Origin of the sequence: Micromonospora sp. NPDC002296 (genome assembly GCF_040296145.1) — a bacterium.
Taxonomy (GTDB): Bacteria; Actinomycetota; Actinomycetes; order Mycobacteriales; family Micromonosporaceae; genus Micromonospora.
Genome location: NZ_JBEOWQ010000031.1, coordinates 51,353 through 69,645 on the forward strand (window position 1 = coordinate 51,353; position 18,293 = coordinate 69,645).

The following is an 18,293-nucleotide window of genomic DNA, read 5'->3' on the forward strand; positions in this document are numbered from 1 at the left end:
CTCCTTGCGGCCAGCCGGGTCACGAGTCGGAGCCTTCCAGGGCCATCCGGACCAGACCGGCGACGTCCAGTTCGCGGATCTCGGCCTCCGGCGCGGCCGGTACGGCCACCGGCGCGCCCGCGACCGGTCCGGCCGCGCGGGCCAGCTGGAGCAGCTGGTCGAGCAGCCCGGCCTGGCGTAGCTGGTCCAGCGGGATCGCGGCCAGCACCCGGCGGACGGACTCCTCGTCGCCGTCGTCGCCGGCCGACGCGGCCGCGTCGGGGAAGAGCTCCTCGTAGAGGTGGTCGGCCAGGCCGGCCGGGGTCGGGTAGTCGAAGACGACCGTGGTGGGCAGCTCGTGCCCGGTCGCCGCGGTGAGCAGGTTGCGCAGTTCCACGGCGGTCAGCGAGTCGAAGCCGAGGTCGAGGAAGCCCCGGTCGGTCTCGATCACGTCGGCGGAGGAGTGGCCGAGCACCTTCGCCGCGTCCACCCGCACCATCTCCAGCAGTGCCGCCCGCCGTTCCTCGCCGGGCAGCGCGCGCATCCCGGCGAGCAGGTCCCGGGTGGCCGGCGCGGCCGGGGCGGGGCCGTCGGCGACGGTCTCCGTCAGGGCACGCACGGCCGGCAGGTCGGCCAGCAACGGGCTGGGCCGCAGCGCGGTGAACAACGGCTGGAAGGTGGCCCAGTCGACGTCGGCGACGGTGACGCAGACGTCCCCGGCGGCGAGGGCGTGCCGCAGGCCGGCCATCGCGACGCCCGGCGGCATCACCCGCAGGCCGCGGCGGCGCAGCTGTTCCGGCGCATCGTGGGCGAACATGCCCGACTCGGTCCACGGCCCCCACGCCACCGAGGTGGCCGGCAGGCCCCGGCCGTGCCGCTGCTCGGCCAGCGCGTCCAGGTACGCGTTGCCGGCGGCGTACGCGCCCTGCCCGCCGCTGCCCCACACCGCCGCGATCGACGAGAAGAGCACGAACGCGTCCAGCTCGACGCCGTCGAGCAACTCGTCGAGCAGCTCGGCACCGACCAGCTTCGGGGCGATGACGTACGCGAGGTCCTCCAGGGTGGTGTCGGCCAGCGGCACCACCTCGCTGACCCCGGCGGCGTGCACCACCGCGCGCAGCGGCGGGCCCTCCCGCCGCAGCTCGGCGACGAGGTCGGTCATGGCGGCCCGGTCGGCGGCGTCGCACCGCGCCACCCGGGCGGAGACGCCGAGGGCGTCCAGCTCGGCGAGCAGCTCGGCCGTGCCGGGGGTGTCGGCGCCGCGCCGGCTGGTCAGCACCACCCGCTCCGCGCCGGCGCCGGCCGCCCAGCGGGCCACGTGCCCGCCGAGCGCCCCGGTACCTCCGGTGATCAGCACGGTGCCCCGGGGTTGCCACGGCGCGGGCTCCCCGGCGGTGACGGCCGGGGCGAGCCGGCGGACCAGCACCCCGGAGTCGCGGACGGCGAGCTGGTCCTCCCCCACACCGCCGGTGAGGATGCCGCCGAACCGCATCGCCGTCCAGCTCTCCAGAGTGGCGGGCAGGTCGACCAGCCCGGCCCAGCGGGCGGGCTGCTCCAGCGCGGCCACCCGGCCCAGCCCCCACAGCATCGCCTGGCGGGGGTTGACCGGCACGTCGCCGTCGCCGACGCCGACCGCGCCCTGGGTGACGCACCACAGCCGGGCCGCCGCGGCGGTGTCGGTGAGCTCCTGGAGGAGCTGCACGGTCGCGGCGAGGCCGCGGGACACCACCGGGTGCTCGGCGTGCGGGGCGTCGTCCAGGCCGAGGAAGGACAGGATCGACAGCGTCCCGTCGGCCGCGGCGAGCGCCTCGCCGAGCACGTCGGCGAGCTGGCCGCCCAGCTCGTCGGGATCGGCGGCGGTGTCGACGGGCACGATGGTCACGTCGCCGCCGAGGGTCCAGGTGCAGGCGTTCAGGTCCGGGTCGTCGGCCCGGTCGGCGGGCAGCAGCACCAGCCAGGAGCCGGCGTCCTGCTCCGTCGGCGTGCCGGCCAGCGGCTCCCAGACCGCCCGGTACCGGGCACCGTCCACGAGGGAGCGTTCCCGGCCACGCCGCCGCCACGCGGACAGGGCCGGCAGCACCGCCCCGAACGGCTGGTCGCGGTCCACGTCCAGCTCCCGGGTCAGCGAATCGAAGTCCTCGGCCTCAACCGCCGCCCAGAACCGGCGCTCGACCTCGGTGCTGTCGTCCTCGGCGGGGACGAGGGCGGCCCAGTCCGGTGGCTCCGGCCAGTAGCGCTGCCGGTCGAACACGTACGTGGGCAGGTCCATCGGCTGGGCGCCGGTGCCCTCGTACAGGGCGGACCAGTCCGGGGAGACGCCGTGGGTGTGCAGCGCGGCGACGGCCCGCAGCAGGGCGGTCGGCTCCGGCCGGTCCCGGCGCAGCGTCGGCACGACCAGCGGGGCCCGGCCGCCGGCCGGGGCACCCTCGGCGAGGACCGCCTGGGTGAGGGCGGTGAGCACCCCGTCCGGGCCGATCTCGACGTACCCGGTGCAGCCCTGTGCGCGCAGGGCCGTGACGGCGTCGGCGAAGCGCACGGCGTCGCGGGCGTGTCGCACCCAGTACTCCGGGCTGGCCAGCTCCGCCGGGTCGACCACCGCGCCGGTGACCGTGGAGACCATCGGCACGGTCGGGGTCCGCTGTTCCAGCCGGGCGGCGGCGGCGGCGAGGTCGTCGAGCACCGGGTCCATCAGCGGGCTGTGGAAGGCGTGGCTGACGGTCAGCCGCCGGATACGCACGCCCCGGGCCGACCACTCGGCGGCCAGTTCCTCGACGGCGTCGCCGGCCCCGGACAGCACCACGGCGGCGGGGCCGTTGACGGCGGCGACGGAGACCCGGTCGGCGCGGTCGCCGAGCGAGGCCAGCACGTCGGCCTCGGCGGCGGCGACCGCGAGCATCGCTCCGCCGTCCGGCAGCGCCTGCATGAGCCGGCCCCGGGCGGCGACCAGCTCGGCGGCCTCGGTCAGGCTGAGCATCCCGGCGGCGTGGGCGGCGGCGAACTCGCCGATGGAGTGCCCGGCGACCGCGTCGGGGCGCACGCCCCACGCCCGCAGCAGCCGGAACAGCGCCACCTCGACGGCGAACAGCGCCGGCTGGGTGTACTCGGTGCGGTCCAGCAGCTCCGCGTCGGCGGTGCCGGGCGAGGCGTTCAGCACCGGCCGCAGCGGTCCCGGCAGGTGCGGGTCGAGGGCGGCGCAGACCTCGTCCAGGGCGGCGGCGAAGGCCGGGAACGCGGCGGCCAGCTCGCGGCCCATCCCGGCCCGCTGCGCGCCCTGCCCGGAGAACAGGTACGCCACCTTCGGCCGGGGCGCTACCGCGCCGGTGACCACCAGCGGCGACTCCTCGCCGGAGCCGAGGGCACGCAGCCCCGTGCGCAGCGCGATCCGGTCGGTGGCGAGGACGACGGCCCGGTGCTCCAGGGCGGCCCGGGACACCACGGACGACCAGCCGACGTCGACCATCGGCGGCGCCTCCGGCCCGGTGACCTGGTCGGCCCACGGACCGGCCTGCGCGGCCAGCGCGGACGCGGTACGCGCCGACAGCAGCACCGGCACCACCGGCAGCCGGTCCGGGTCCCCGGCCGGCTCGGCCGGTACGGGCAGCTCGGGGGCCTGCTCCAGGATGGTGTGCGCGTTGGTGCCGCTGATCCCGAAGGAGGAGACGGCGGCCCGCCGGGGGCGGCCGGTGACCGGCCAGGTCCGGCCCTCGTCGAGCAGCTCGACCGCGCCGACGCTCCAGTCCACCTGGTCGGTCGGCTCGTCGACGTGCAGGGTCTGCGGCAGGTAGCCGTACCGCAGGGCCAGGACCATCTTGATGATGCCGGCGACCCCGGCGGCGGCCTGGGTGTGCCCGATGTTGGACTTGATCGAGCCGAGCCAGAGCGGCTGGTCGGCCGGCCGGTCCCGCCCGTACGTGGCGAGCAGGGCCTGCGCCTCGATCGGGTCGCCGAGCTTGGTGCCGGTGCCGTGCGCCTCGACGGCGTCCACCTCGGCCGGGGTGAGGCCGGCGTTGGCCAGGGCCTGCCGGATCACCCGCTGCTGCGAGGGCCCGTTCGGGGCGGTGAGGCCGTTGGACGCGCCGTCCTGGTTGACGGCGCTGCCCCGGATCACCGCGAGCACGGGGTGGCCGTTGCGCTGGGCGTCGGAGAGCCGCTCGACCAGCAGCACGCCGAGGCCCTCGCCCCAGCTCGTGCCGTCGGCGGCGGAGGCGAACGCCTTGACCCGGCTGTCCGGGGCCAGGCCCCGCTGCCGGCTGAAGCCGACGAACACCCCGGGGGTGGACATCACGGTGACGCCGCTGACGAGGGCGAGGGAGCACTCCGCCTGGCGCAGCGCCTGGCAGGCCCAGTGCAGCGCGACCAGCGACGACGAGCAGGCGGTGTCCACCGAGACGGCGGGCCCCTCCAGCCCGAGGGTGTACGACACCCGGCCGGAGAGCACGCTGCCGGCGTTGCCGGTCATCAGGTGTCCCTCGGCGCCCTCGGCGCTGTACATCAGGTTCCGGTAGTCCTGGTAGTTGGTGCCGACGAAGACGCCGGTGGGGCTGCCGCGCAGCGCCTGCGGGTCGATCCCGGCCCGCTCGATCGCCTCCCAGGACGCCTCCAGCAGCAGCCGCTGCTGCGGGTCCATGGCCAGGGCCTCGCGGGGGCTGATGCCGAAGAAGCCGGCGTCGAAGTCGGCGACCCCGGCGACGAACCCGCCCTCCCGGGCGTAGCTGGTGCCCTCGTTCTCCGGGTCGGAGTCGAACAGCCGGTCGAGGTCCCAGCCCCGGTCGGTGGGGAACTCGCCGATCGCGTCGCCGCCGGCGGCGAGGAGCTGCCACAGCCGCTCCGGGTCGTCCGCCCCGCCGGGGAGGCGGCAGCTCATGGCGACGATGGCGATCGGGTCGTCGTCGACGGCCACGGCGGGTGCGGCGGGGGCGGTCACGGCCGGGACGACCCCGGTGAGCAGCTCGTCCAGGTGCGCGGCGAGCACCGTCGGGTTCGGGTAGTCGAAGGCGAGCGTCGCCGGCAGCCGCAGGTCGGTGGCGGAGGCCAGGAAGTTACGCATGTCCACCGCGGTCAGCGAGTCCAGGCCCAGGTCCCGGAAGGGCCGGGTGGCCGGGATGTCGTCGGCCGCGCCGTAGCCCAGCGCCGTCGCCGCGCACTGGCGGACCAGTTCCAGCAGCGCCTCGACGCGCTCCGCCGGGGTGAGCACGGCGAGCCGGCGGGCCAGCGCCCCGGACGGGGCGGCCGACTCCTCCTCCGTGGCCTGCGCCGTGGTCTCCCGGGCCGCCTCGCGCACCTCGGCGAGGTCGCCGATCAGCGGGCTGGGCCGGACCAGGGTGAAGGCGGGGGCGAACCGGCCCCAGTCGATGTCGGCGATCAGCGTGCTGGTCTCGCCCCGGCGCAGCGCCCGGGCCAGGGCCTCGACGGCCAGGTCCGGGTCCATGCCGACCATGCCGCCCCGGCGCAGCCGCTGCTGGGCGCGCTCGTTGTCGGCGGGCAGGCCGGCACCGCTCCACGCCCCCCAGGCCACCGAGAGGGCGGGAAGGCCCTCGGCCCGGCGCCGCTCGGCGAGGGCGTCGAGGAAGGCGTTCGCGGCCCCGTACGCGCCCTGCCCGGCGTTGCCGGTGGTGCCGGCGACCGAGGAGAACAGCACGAAGGCGTCCAGATCAAGGTCGCGGGTCAACTCGTCCAGGTGGACGGCGGCGGCGCACTTGGGGGCGGCGACGGTGTGCAGGCGCTGCGGAGTGGCGGTGTCCACGATGCCGTCGTCGAGGACCGCGGCGGTGTGCAGCACGGCGCTCACCGGGGCGTCCCCGTCGACGGTGGCCAGCAGGTCGGCGAGCTGCGCCCGATCGGTCACGTCGCAGGCCGCGACGGTGACCCGTACGCCGAGGTCGGTCAGCTCCGCCTCCAACTCGGCGGCACCCGGGGCGTCCGGGCCGCGCCGGCTGGCCAGCAGGACGTGCGCGGCGCCGGAGCGGGCCGCCCAGCGGGCCAGATGCCCACCCAGGCCGCCGGTGCCACCGGTGATCAGCACGGTGCCGCGCATCCGCCAGCCGTCGTGTGCCGGCTCGCCGGACGCGGTCGGCTCGGGCTCGGTGATCCGGGTGAGCCGGCGGGCGAAGACCCCGGAGTCGCGGACGGCGAGTTGGTCCTCGCCGCCGTTGTCGCCGAGCGCCGCGCAGAGCCGCACCCCGGTCCAGGGGTCGAGGACGTCCGGCAGGTCGACCAGGCCGGCCCAGCGGCCGGGGTGTTCGAGGGCGACCGCGCGGCCGAGGCCCCAGACGGCGGCGGCGGCCGGGCTCGGCGCGGGGTCCCCGGCGTCGACGGCGACGGCCCGCCGGGTGGCGCACCACAGCGGCGCCTCGACGTCGAGCGACCCGAGCGCCTGCACGAGCAGGACCGTCCCGGTGACGCCCAGCGTGGTGGCGGGGTGTTCGGGGTGCGCCCGCTCGTCGAGCCCGAGCAGCGACAGCACCGAGGCGGGGCCCTCGTCGGGCAGCGCGTCGCGCAGCAGGTCGGCCAGCGCCGCCGCGTCGGCGGCGGTGTCCACCTCGACGGGTACGGCGTCCACGCCGACGCTGCCGAGCGCGGAGAGCACGTCCTGGACCAGTTGGTCCTCGCCCAGACCGTCGGGAACCGGGATCAGCCAGGTGCCGGCGAGCCGGTCCAGCGGCAGGTCGGGCAGGGCGTCCCAGGTGACCCGGTAGCGCCACCGGTCGATGTCCGGCTCGTCGTCGGCGCGGGCGAGGAAGAGCGACGGCGCGGGCCAGTACCGGTGGTGGTCGAACGCGTAGGTGGGCAGGTCGACGGTGGCCGTGGTGGCGAGCACGTTCGTGAGGTCGACGGGCAGGCCGACGGCGTGCGCGGTGGCCAGGTTCGTCAGCAGCCGGGTCGGGTCGTCGTCGCCCCGGCGCAGGCTGCCCAGGGTGTGCCCGGCGACCCCGGCGTCGTCCAGGATCGCCGTCACCGGCATGGTCAACACGGGGTGCGGGCTGATCTCCACGAACGTGCTGTGGCCGGCGGCGATCGCGGCGCGCACGGCGGCGTCGAACTGCACGGTCTGCCGCAGGTTGTCGTACCAGTACTGGGCGCCCATGGAAGTCGGGTCGACCCAGTCCCCGGTCAACGTCGACACCAACCGCACGTCGCCGGCCTGCGGGGACACGCCGGCCAGGTCCGCCCGCAACTGCTCCGCGACGTCCTGCACCGACGCCGAGTGCGACGCGTAGTCCACCGGAATCAACCGGGCGCGAATGCCGTCGTCGGCGCACGCCTGGACGAGGTCCGCCACCGGCTGCGGCGGACCCGACACGACCACCGTGCCCGGACCGTTCACCGCCGCGACACCCACACCGGGGAACGCGCCCAGCCGTTCGGTCACCGCCTCGGCGGACAGGTCCACCGACGCCATCGCCCCCGTACCCCGCAACACCGCCAGGGCACGCGAACGCAGGGCCACCGTCCTCGCCGCATCGTCCAGCGACAGGATCCCCGCCACACACGCCGCACCGATCTCACCCTGCGAATGCCCGATCACCGCCTGCGGGGAGACGCCCGCGTGCCGCCACACCGCCGCCAGGGCGATCCCGACGGCCCACAGCACCGGCTGGACCACCTCGACCCGCTCCAACCACGACTCGTCCTCGCCCGTCAACACCGCGACGAGATCCACGTCCAGGTACGGGGCCAGGGCACGCTGACACTCCGCCAGCCGCGCGTCGAACACCGGCGTCCGACCGACCAGGCCGGCCGCCATCCGCGCCGACTGCGCACCCTGACCCGGGAACACGAACACCGGACCCGCGCCCGGAGCCGCCGCCGCGCCGGAGACCACGTTGCCGGCCGGCGCACCCGTGCCCAGGGCGTCCAGGCCGGCCAGCAGCTCGTCGACGGTGGAACCGACCACGGCGGCCCGGTGGTCGAACGTCGACCGGGTCGCCGTCAGGGACCAGCCCACCGCCGCCGGGTCGAGACCGTCACGCTCCCGCACGTACGACGCCAACCGGGCGGCCTGGCCGGCGAGGGCGACCCTGGACCGGGCCGACACCGGCCACACCGTCACGTCCGCGTCGACCAGGCCCGGCGCACTCGTGGGGACGGCGAGAAGCTCGACCGGCTCGTCGTCGGCCTGCTCGATGATCACGTGCGCGTTGGTGCCGGAGATGCCGAAGGAGGAGACGGCGGCCCGCCGGGCCCGGCCCGTCTCGGGCCACGGTCGCGCCTCGGTGGTCAGCTCCACCGCGCCGGCCGTCCAGTCGATGTGCGAGGACGGCTCGTCGACGTGCAGGGTGGCGGGCACGATCCCGTGCCGGATGGCCAGCACCATCTTGATCACACCGGCGACGCCGGCCGCGGCCTGCGCGTGGCCGATGTTCGACTTCACCGAGCCGAGCAGCAACGGACCGGCGTCGCCCCGGTCCTGCCCGTACGTGGCCAGCAGCGCCTGCGCCTCGATCGGGTCACCCAGCTTGGTGCCCGTGCCGTGCGCCTCCACCACGTCCACGTCCGCCGTGGACAGCCGGGCCGAGGCGAGGGCCTGGCTGATCACCCGCTGCTGCGCCGGCCCGTTCGGTGCGGTCAGCCCGTTGGACGCGCCGTCCTGGTTGACGGCGGAGCCCCGGACCACCGCGAGGACGGGGTGGCCGTTGCGGCGGGCGTCCGACAGCCGCTCGACCATCAGCCAGCCGACGCCCTCGGAGAACCCGGCACCGTCGGCGGCGGCGGCGAAGGACCGGCACCGCCCGTCCGGGGAGAGGGCGCGCTGCCGGCTGGAGCCGATGAACAGGCCGGGGGTGGCCATCACGGTCACCCCGCCGGCCAGGGCGAGGTCGCACTCCCCCGCCCGGAGCGCCTGCACCGCGAGGTGCAGCGCCACCAGCGACGACGAGCAGGCCGTGTCGATGGAGACCGCCGGACCCTCCAGCCCGAGGGTGTACGACACCCGGCCGGACGCGACGGCCGCCGCGCCCCCGGTCATCGAGTGCCCCTCGTCGCCGTCGGGCGACATCATCAGCAGGGTGCCGTAGTCCTGCCCGTTGGTGCCGACGAACACCCCGGTCCGGCTGCCGCGCAGGGTGGCCGGGTCGATCCCGGCGGCCTCGACCGCCTCCCAGGACGTCTCCAGCAGCAGCCGCTGCTGCGGGTCCATGGTGAGCGCCTCGCGGGGCGAGATGCCGAAGAAGGCGGAGTCGAAGTCCCCGGCCCCGTCGATGAACCCGCCCTCCCGGGCGTACGAGGTGCCCGGGTGGTCGGGGTCGGGGTGGTACAGCCGTTCCAGGTCCCACCCCCGGTCGGCGGGGAAGGGGGCGACCGCGTCCCGGCCCTCCCGCAGCAGCTCCCACAGCTCGTCGGGATTGCGCACCCCGCCGGGCAGCCGGCAGCTCATCGCCACGATCGCCACCGGCTCCAGTTCCTGGGACTGGACCTCGCTGAGTCGGCGGCGGGTGTCGTGGAGATCAGCCATGACCCGCTTGAGGTAGTCGCGGAGCTTGTCTTCATTGGCCATCGGGGTGCCGCTTCCTCGGGAGGGACGGGAGAGAGCCGGAGTGAGGTCAGGAAATGCCGAGGTCCTTGTCCACCATCGCGAACAGTTCGTCGTCGGTGGCGTCGTCGAGGTGTCGGCCGATGTTGTCGCCGCCGCCGGCCTGGCCGAGCCGGGACAACATCGCCTGGAGCCGTACGGTGGCCCGCACCCGCGCCGCCTCGTCGCGCGCCACCACGTCGAGGCTGTCGGCGATCCGGTCGAGGTCGTCGAGGAGGGCGGTCGGGGTGACCACGTCGGCGTGGGCGACCTCGGCGAAGAGGTACTCCGCCAGCGTCGTCGGGGTCGGGTAGTCGAAGACCAGGGTGACCGGCAGGGCCACCCCGGTGGCCGAGCCGAGGCGGTTGCGCAGTTCGACGGCGGTGACGGAGTCGAAGCCCAGCTCCCGGAACGCCCGGTGCTCGTCCACCGACTCGGCGGACGCGTAGTTGAGCACGGCGGCGACCTGGCTGCGCACCAGGCCGAGCAGCACGGCGAGCCGCTCGGCGGCGGGCAGCCCGGCGAGCCGGTCCTGCAACGTCTCCGGGCCGTCCCCGGCCTCCACGCCGGCAACCGTCTCGGCCGTGGCGAGCCGGCGGACGTCCGGCAGGTCGCCGATCAGCGGGCCGGGCCGGGTGGCGGTGAACGCGACTGCGAACCGCTCCCAGGCGATGTCGGCGATGGTGAGGAACCCCTCGCTGTGGTCCACGGCCTGGTGCAGCGCGGCGATGGCCGCCTCGGGGGTCATCTCGGGTACGCCGTGCCGGTGCAGCAGCTCGCCGAGCGGCCCGTCGGCCATGCCGCCGCCGGCCCAGGCGCCCCAGGCGATGGAGGTGGCGGGCAGGCCGAGGCCGCGCCGGTGCTGGGCGAGCGCGTCGAGGAACGCGTTGCTCGGGGCGTAGTTGCCGACGCCGGAGCTGGCCACGCTGCCCGCGAACGACGAGAACATGATGAACGCGGACAGGTCCAGGTCGAGGGTCAGCTCGTGCAGGTTGTACGCGACGTCGACCTTGGCCTGGAGCACCCGCTCGATCTGCTCCGGCCGGATGTCGTTGATCATCGCGTCGTCGAGCACGGCGGAGGCGTGCACGACCGTGGTGAGCGGGTACTCGGCGGGGATCGCGTCGATCAGGTCGGCCAGCGCGTCCCGGTCGGAGGCGTCGCACTCGACCACGGCGGCCTGGGCGCCCAGCTCGGTGAGGTCGTCCACGAGTTGCTGCGCGCCCGGCGCGGCCATGCCCCGCCGGCTGACGACGAGGATGTTCTCCACGCCGCTGCGGGCCAGCCAGCGGGCGGCGTGCCCGCCGAGCGCGCCGGTGCCGCCGGTGACCAGCGCCGTGCCGAACGGCTGCCACGGGTTCGTGGGCTGGCTGTCGCCGAGCGGAACCCGGGTGAGCCGGCGGGCGAGGACACTGCCGGGGCGTACCGCGATCTGGTCCTCCTCCCCGGCGGTGGTGAGGGCCGCGACCAGCAGGCCGGCGGAGCGCTCGTCGACGGCCTCGGGAAGGTCCACGAGGCCACCCCAGCGCTGCGGGTGCTCCAGCGCGGCGACCCGGCCGAATCCCCAGACCAGCGACTGCACCGGGGAGCGCAGCAGGTCGGCTCGGCCGACGGACGCGGCGCCGGAGGTGATGCTCCACATCGGGGCGCGCAGGCCGATGTCGCCGAGGGCCTGGAACAGCGCGACGGTGGCGGCGAAGCCGCCCGGCACGGACGGGTACAGCGGGTGGACCAGTTCGTCGAAGGCGAGCAGCGACACCACGCCGGCCACCTCGACGGCGTCGCCGTCGCCGCCCGGCGCGGCGGTGAGCGCCTCCCGCAGCAGCTTGCCGAGCAGGTCGCGGTCGACGTCGGGGGTGGAGACGGGCACCGGTACGAGGGTCGCGCCGGCCCCGGTGAGCGCCTCGACGCAGGCGTCCTGCCAGGGCTCGACGATGTCGCCGGTCGGCATGACGACGACCCAGGTGCCGGTCATGCCCCGGTTGGCCACGCCGGGCAGCGGCTTCCAGGTGTCCTGGTAGCGCCAGCTGTCGATGTCGGACTGCCGACGCCGCTGCCGGCGCCACGAGGTGAGCAGCGGCAGGGCCGGGAGCAGCGCGTCGAAGGCCTGGTCCACCGGGGTGTCCTCGGTGGCGATGGTCTCGGCGAGGGCGGTGAGGTCGCCGCGTTCCACGGCGGCCCAGAAACTGGCGTCGCTCGGGTCGGCCGCCGCCTGGAGCAGGCTCTCCAGGTCGGGGCCGCCGCTGCCGTCCAGCCAGAACCGTTGGTGGTCGAAGGCGTACGTGGGCAGCGGTGCCGTGTCGGTCCCGGGCAGGACGTTCGTGAGGTCGACGGGCAGGCCGATGGCGTGCGCGGTGGCCAGGTTCGTCAGCAACCGGGTCGGGTCGTCGTCACCCCGGCGCAGGCTGCCCAGGGTGTGCCCGGTGGTGCCGGTGTCGTCGAGGATCGCCGTCACCGGCATGGTCAACACCGGATGCGGACTGATCTCCACGAACGTGCTGTGGCCGGCCGCGATCGCCACCCGGACGGCGGCGTCGAACTGCACCGTCCGCCGCAGGTTGTCGTACCAGTAGTCGGCGGTCATGCCCGCCGGGTCCACCCAGTCCCCGGTCAGCGTGGACACGAGACGGGTGTGACCGGCCTGCGGGGCCACGTCGGCCAGGTCCGCCCGCAACTGCTCGGCGACGTCCTGCACCGACGCCGAGTGCGACGCGTAGTCCACCGGAATCAGCCTTGCCCGCAGCCCCTCGTCGGTGCACGCCTGCACAAGGTCCGCCACCGGCTGCGGCGGACCCGACACGACCACCGTGGCCGGGCCGTTCACCGCCGCCACCCCGACACCCGGGAACTGCGCGAGGCGGGCGGTCACCGCGTCGGCGGACAGGTCCACCGACGCCATCGCCCCCGTACCCCGCAGCACGGCAAGAGCACGCGAACGCAGGGCAACCGTCCTCGCCGCGTCCTCCAGCGACAGGATCCCCGCCACACACGCCGCGCCGATCTCACCCTGCGAGTGGCCGACCACGGCGTCCGGGACGACGCCGGCCGCGCGCCAGACGGCGGCGAGGGCGATCCCGACGGCCCACAGCACCGGCTGGACGACCTCGACCCGGTCCAGCCACGACTCGTCCTCGCCCGTCAGCACCGCGACGAGATCCACGTCCAGGTACGGGGCGAGGGCCCGCTGGCACTCGGCGAGCCTCGCGTCGAACGCGGGGGCCCGGCCGACGAGGCCGGCGGCCATCCGCGCCGACTGGGCGCCCTGGCCGGGGAAGACGAACACGGGACCGGCGCCGGAGCCGGTGACCGTGCCGGTCACGAGGTTGCCGGCCGGCTGGCCGGCGGCCAGGGCGTCCAGCCCGGCCAGCAGTTCCTCGGCACCCGCGCCGACCACGGCGGCCCGGTGGTCGAACGTGGACCGGGTGGTGGCCAGGGCCCAGCCGACCGCCGCCGGGGCGAGGTCGCCGTGGTCGCGCACGTGCCGCGCGAGCCGGGCGGCCTGGCCGGCGAGGGCTGCCTTCGACCGGGCCGACACCGGCCAGATCGTCACGTCGGAGTCGATCAGGCCGGGCCGGTACGCGGACTCGACGGCGGTGGCCTCGGCGGCCTCCTCCCCGTCGACGGTGTCCGGGCCGGCGACGCGGGGCCGGTACTCCTCCAGGATCACGTGCGCGTTGGTGCCGCTCACCCCGAACGAGGAGACGCCGCCGCGACGGGGGCGGTCCAGCTCCGGCCACGGCTTCGACTCGGTGAGCAGCGACACCGCACCGGCGGTCCAGTCCACGTGCTGGGACGGCTCGTCGACGTGCAGGGTCTCCGGCATGACGCCGTTGCGCAGCGCCATCACCATCTTGACCAGCCCGGCGACGCCGGCGGCGCTCTGGGTGTGGCCGATGTTCGACTTCACCGAGCCGAGCCACAGTGGCCGGTCGGCGGGGCGGTCCTGCCCGTACGTGGCGATGAGCGCCTGCGCCTCGATCGGGTCGCCGAGGGTGGTGCCGGTGCCGTGCGCCTCCACCATGTCGACGTCGGCGGTGCCGAGCCGGGCGTTGGCCAGGGCCTGCCGGATGACCCGCTGCTGGGAGGGGCCGTTCGGGGCGGTGAGCCCGTTGGACGCGCCGTCCTGGTTGAGGGCGCTGCCCCGGATCACCGCGAGGACCGGGTGGCCGTTGCGCTCGGCGTCGGCGAGCCGCTCCACGACGAGCACCCCGCCGCCCTCGCCCCAGCCGGTGCCGTCGGCGCCCGCCGCGAACGCCTTGCACCGGCCGTCGACGGACATGCCGCGCTGCCGGGAGAAGACGACGAAGACGCCGGGGGTGGCCATCACGGTGACGCCACCGGCGATGGCGAGGTCGCACTCGCCCCGGCGCAGCGCGTTCACGGCGAGGTGCAGGGCGACGAGGGACGACGAGCAGGCGGTGTCCACCGTGACGGCCGGGCCGTTGAGTCCGAGGGTGAACGAGATCCGGCCGGACGCGACGCTGGTGGTGTTGCCGGTGCCGAGGTACATGTCGACGCCCTCGGGCACGTTCGGCAGCCCGATGCCGTAGTTGGAGGTGCTCAGCCCGACGAAGACGCCGGTGGAGCTGCCACGCAGCGACAGCGGGTCGATGCCGGCCCGCTCGACGGCCTCCCAGGACGTCTCCAGCAGCAGCCGCTGCTGTGGGTCCATGGCCAGGGCCTCGCGCGGCGAGATGCCGAACAGGGTCGGGTCGAAGTCACCGGCGCCGTCGAGGAACCCGCCGACCCGGGTGTAGCTCTTGCCCGGCTTGTTCGGGTCGGGGTCGTAGAGCGACTCCAGGTCCCAGCCCCGGTCGCCCGGGAACTCGGTGAGGGCGTCCCGGCCGTCGGCGACGAGGTCCCACAGGTCCTCCGGCGTCCGGACGCCACCGGGGAAGCGGCAGCTCATCGAGACGATGGCCAGGGGCTCCTGGTCGCGCGCCTCGACGGTCTGCAGCTTGCGCCTGGTGTCGTGCAGGTCGGCGGTGACCCGCTTGAGGAAGTACCGCAGCTTGTCGTCGCTCATCGGGTCACACCTGCCTCGATCCGGAAGTCGGTCATCTCAGGAGATTCCAAACTCTTTGCTGATGAAGTCGAAGATCTCGTCGTCGCTGGCCGAGTCGAGATCGGGCCGGTCCTCGGCGGCGGGCCCGGCGGCCAGGTCGGACGCCTTGGCGAGCAGGTCCTGCATCCGGGCGGTGAACCGGTCCCGGGCCACCGGGTCGAGCGGGATGGAGTTGAGCAGGCTCTCCACGGTGTCGATGCCCTGGAAGATGGGCTGGGTGGAGGGCGCGGAGTCGGCGGCGATCTCGCTGGTCAGCTTCTCGGCCAGCGCGGTCGGCGTCGGGTAGTCGAAGACCAGCGTCGCCGGCAGCCGCAGCCCGGACAGGGCGTTGAGCCGGTTGCGCAGGTCCACGGCGGTGAGCGAGTCGAAGCCCAGGTCGGTGAAGAGCCGGCCGGGGTCGACAGCGTCGGCGCCGGCGTGGCCGAGGACGGCGGCGATGTTCGCCCGGACCACGTCGAGCACCACCTTCAGCCGCTCCGGTCCGGCCAGTCCGGCGAGCCGCTGACCGAGCGACACCCCGCCGGCACGGGCGCCGGTGGCGTCGACGGAACGGCGCAGCGGCACCCGGACCAGGGCGCGGAGCATCGGCGCGAGGGCACCGGACTCCGCCTGACCCCGCAGCGTCCCGACGTCCAGCCGCATCGGTACGACCGCCGCCGCGTCCAGCCGCCAGGCGGCGTCGAACAGGTCCAGCGCCTGCGCGGTGGCCAGGCCGGCGGCGCCCTGCTCGGTGATGCGCCGCACGTCGGCGTCGGCGAGGTGGCCGGTCATGCCGCTGGCCTGCTCCCACAGGCCCCAGGCGAGGGAGATGCCGGCGAGCCCCCGGGCCCGGCGGTGCGCGGCGAGGGCGTCGAGGAAGGCGTTGGCCGCCGCGTAGTTGGACTGGCCGGCGCTGCCCAGCGTGGCCGCCGCCGAGGAGAACAGCACGAACGCCGCGAGGCCCAGCCCTTCGGTGAGCCGGTGCAGGTGCCAGGCCGCGTCGATCTTCGGCACGGCCACCGCGTCGACGCGGTCGGGGGTCATCGACTCCAGCACCCCGTCGTCGAGGACGCCGGCGGCGTGCACCACGGCGGTCAGCGGGTGCGCGGCGGGGACCCCGGCGAGCAGCGCCGCCAGGGCGTCCGGGTCGGCGGCGTCGCAGGCGGCGACGGTCACCTCCGTACCGGCGTCGGCGAGTTCGGCGACCAGGTCGGCGATCCCCTCGGCCGCCGCGCCGCGCCGGCCGGCGAGCAGCAGGTGCCGCACGCCGTGGGTGGTGGCGAGGTGCCGGGCCAGGATCCGGCCGAGCACGCCGGTGCCGCCGGTGATCAGCACGGTGCCGTCGGGGTCGATGCCGCCGGGCAGCGGCTCCGTCCCGGCCGGGACCCGCCCGAGGCGCGGGGTGCGGACCTGTCCGGCCCGCACGGCGAGCTGCGGCTCACCGGAGGCGATCGCGGCGGCCAGGGCGGCCCGGCTGTCCGGTTCGTCGTCGAGGTCGACGAGCTGCAACCGGTCGGGGTGTTCGAGCTGGGCGGTGCGCAGCAGGCCCCACACGGGGGCCTGGCGCAGGTTGACCGCCGGCTCCTCCCCCGCCGCGACCGCGTCACGGGTGACCAGGACGAGCCGGGACCCGGCGAACCGGTCGTCGGCGAGCCAGGTCCGCAGCGCCGCGAGGGTACGGTGCGTCGTGGCCCGCGCCTGCGCGGCGAGGGCCGGGTCCGCGTCGTCGTCGGCGGGGCCGCCGACCGGAACGACGACCGCCTCCGGCGCGGGCTCGCCCCCGGCGAGCAGGTCGCCGAGGGAGTCCAGGTCGATGTCGGCGCGCACCCGCGCGCCCGCCGACTCGCAGGCGGCGCTGAGCGCGAGGTCGTCGCCGCCGAGCACCACCCAGCGGGTGGCCGCCGGGACCGGGCCGGTGGGCACCGGCAGCGCCGGCCAGTCCACCTGGAACAGCGACTCGTGCCGGCCGGAGCGGGCCGCGCCGAGGGAGTCGCCGGAGACCCGCCGCATGATCAGCGAGTCGACGTGCAGCACCGGCGCGCCGGTGGCGTCGGCCACCTGGAAGGCCACCCCGACCTCGCCGGCCGCGGCGACCCGGACCCGCAGGGCGGTGGCCCCGGCGGCGAGCAGGGAGACCCCGGTCCAGGCGAACGGCAGCCGGGGCGCGGTGGCGTCGGCGCCGTCGCCCATCCGGCCGAGGAAGCCGCCGATCGACATGGCCTGCAACGCGCCGTCGAGCAGCGCCGGGTGCACGCCGAACCGGCCCGCCTCGGCGTGGTGGTCGGCGGGCAGTTCCACCTCGGCGAAGACCTCGTCGCCGCGGGTCCACGCGGCGCGCAGGCCGCGGAACGCCGGGCCGTACCCGAAGACGGTCGCCTCGATGCCGGAGTAGAAGTCGGCGGACTCGACGCGGGTCGCGCCGGGCGGCGGCCACACCCCCAGGTCGAAGGCGGGCGCGTCGGCCGACTGCGGGGCGAGCAGGCCGGTGGCGTGGCAGGTCCAGGCCACGTCGGCGAGGATCTCGTCCGAGCCGTCCCGGTAGGGCCGGGAGTAGAGCTGCACGCCGCGCCGGCCGTCGTCGTCGCGCTCGCCGACCGAGAGCTGCACCTGGAGGGAGCCCAGCTCGGGCAGGACCAGCGGGGCGAGCAGGGTCAGCTCCTCCACCGTCGGGCAGCCGGCCTGCTCGCCGGCGTACGTCGCCAGCTCCACGAACGCGGTGCCGGGCAGCAGGATGTTGTTCATCACCCGGTGCTCGCCGAGCCACGGATGGGTACGCACCGACAGCCGGCCGGTGAACACCATCCGCTCGCTGTCGGGGAAGGTGAGGGTGGCGCTGAGCAGCGGGTGGCCGGCGTCCTGGAGGCCGGCGGAGGCGACGTCCTGCGCCCGGTGCACGGGCGGGTCCACCCAGAACCGCTGGTGCTCGAAGGCGTACGTGGGCAGCGGCACCACGTCGGTCCCGGCGAGCACATTCGTCAGATCGACGGGCAGGCCGACGGCGTGCGCGGTGGCCAGGTTCGTCAACAGCCGGGTCGGGTCGTCGTCACCCCGGCGCAGGCTGCCCAGGGTGTGCCCGGCCGTGCCGGTGTCGTCGAGGATCGCCGTCACCGGCATCGTCAGCACCGGATGCGGGCTGATCTCCACGAACGTGCTGTGGCCGGCCGCGATCGCCACCCGGACGGCGGCGTCGAACTGCACCGTCCGGCGCAGGTTGTCGTACCAGTACTGCGCGCCCATGGAGGTCGGGTCGACCCAGTCCCCGGTCAACGTCGACACCAACCGCACATCGCCGGCCTGCGGGGCCACGCCGGCCAGATCCGCCCGCAACTGCTCCGCGACCTCCTGCACCGACGCCGAGTGCGACGCGTAGTCCACCGGAATCAACCGGGCGCGAATGCCGTCGTCGGTGCACGCCTGCACCAGGTCCGCCACCGGCTGCGGCGGTCCCGACACCACCACCGTCCCGGGACCGTTGATTGCCGCGACGCCCACACCCGGGAATCCCGGCAGCCGCTCGGCGACCGCCTGCGCGGACAGGTCCACCGACGCCATCGCCCCCGTGCCCCGCAGCACCGCTAGGGCGCGGGAGCGCAGGGCGACGGTCCGCGCCGCGTCCTCCAGCGACAGGATCCCCGCCACACACGCCGCACCGATCTCACCCTGCGAATGACCGATCACCGCCTGCGGGGAGACGCCCGCGTGCCGCCACACCGCCGCCAACGCGATGCCGACGGCCCACAGCACCGGCTGCACCACCTCGAC

At 75.6% G+C, this 18,293-nt stretch carries 3 protein-coding genes; all 3 read right to left on the reverse strand.

Going from position 1 to position 18,293, the window contains the following annotated elements; all coding sequences use genetic code 11:
• Nucleotides 1–19: 19 nt before the first annotated feature.
• Nucleotides 20–9,472, reverse strand: a complete 9,453-nt coding sequence (locus tag ABT023_RS21665; RefSeq protein WP_350888196.1) for a type I polyketide synthase — start codon at nucleotides 9,470–9,472, stop codon at nucleotides 20–22.
• Nucleotides 9,473–9,518: 46 nt separating this feature from the next.
• Complete coding sequence (locus tag ABT023_RS21670) at nucleotides 9,519–14,513, reverse strand: type I polyketide synthase (RefSeq protein WP_350888197.1); 4,995 nt, start codon at nucleotides 14,511–14,513, stop codon at nucleotides 9,519–9,521.
• 36 nt (nucleotides 14,514–14,549) lie between these two features.
• A partial coding sequence (locus tag ABT023_RS21675) for an SDR family NAD(P)-dependent oxidoreductase (protein ID WP_350888198.1) occupies nucleotides 14,550–18,293 on the reverse strand: 3,744 nt, incomplete at its 5' end.

Coding starts and splice junctions, on each gene's coding strand:
- ABT023_RS21665 (WP_350888196.1), bottom strand. CDS start 9,472: ATGGCCAATGAAGACAAGCTCCGCGACTACCTCAAGCGGGTCATGGCT.
- ABT023_RS21670 (WP_350888197.1), bottom strand. CDS start 14,513: ATGAGCGACGACAAGCTGCGGTACTTCCTCAAGCGGGTCACCGCCGAC.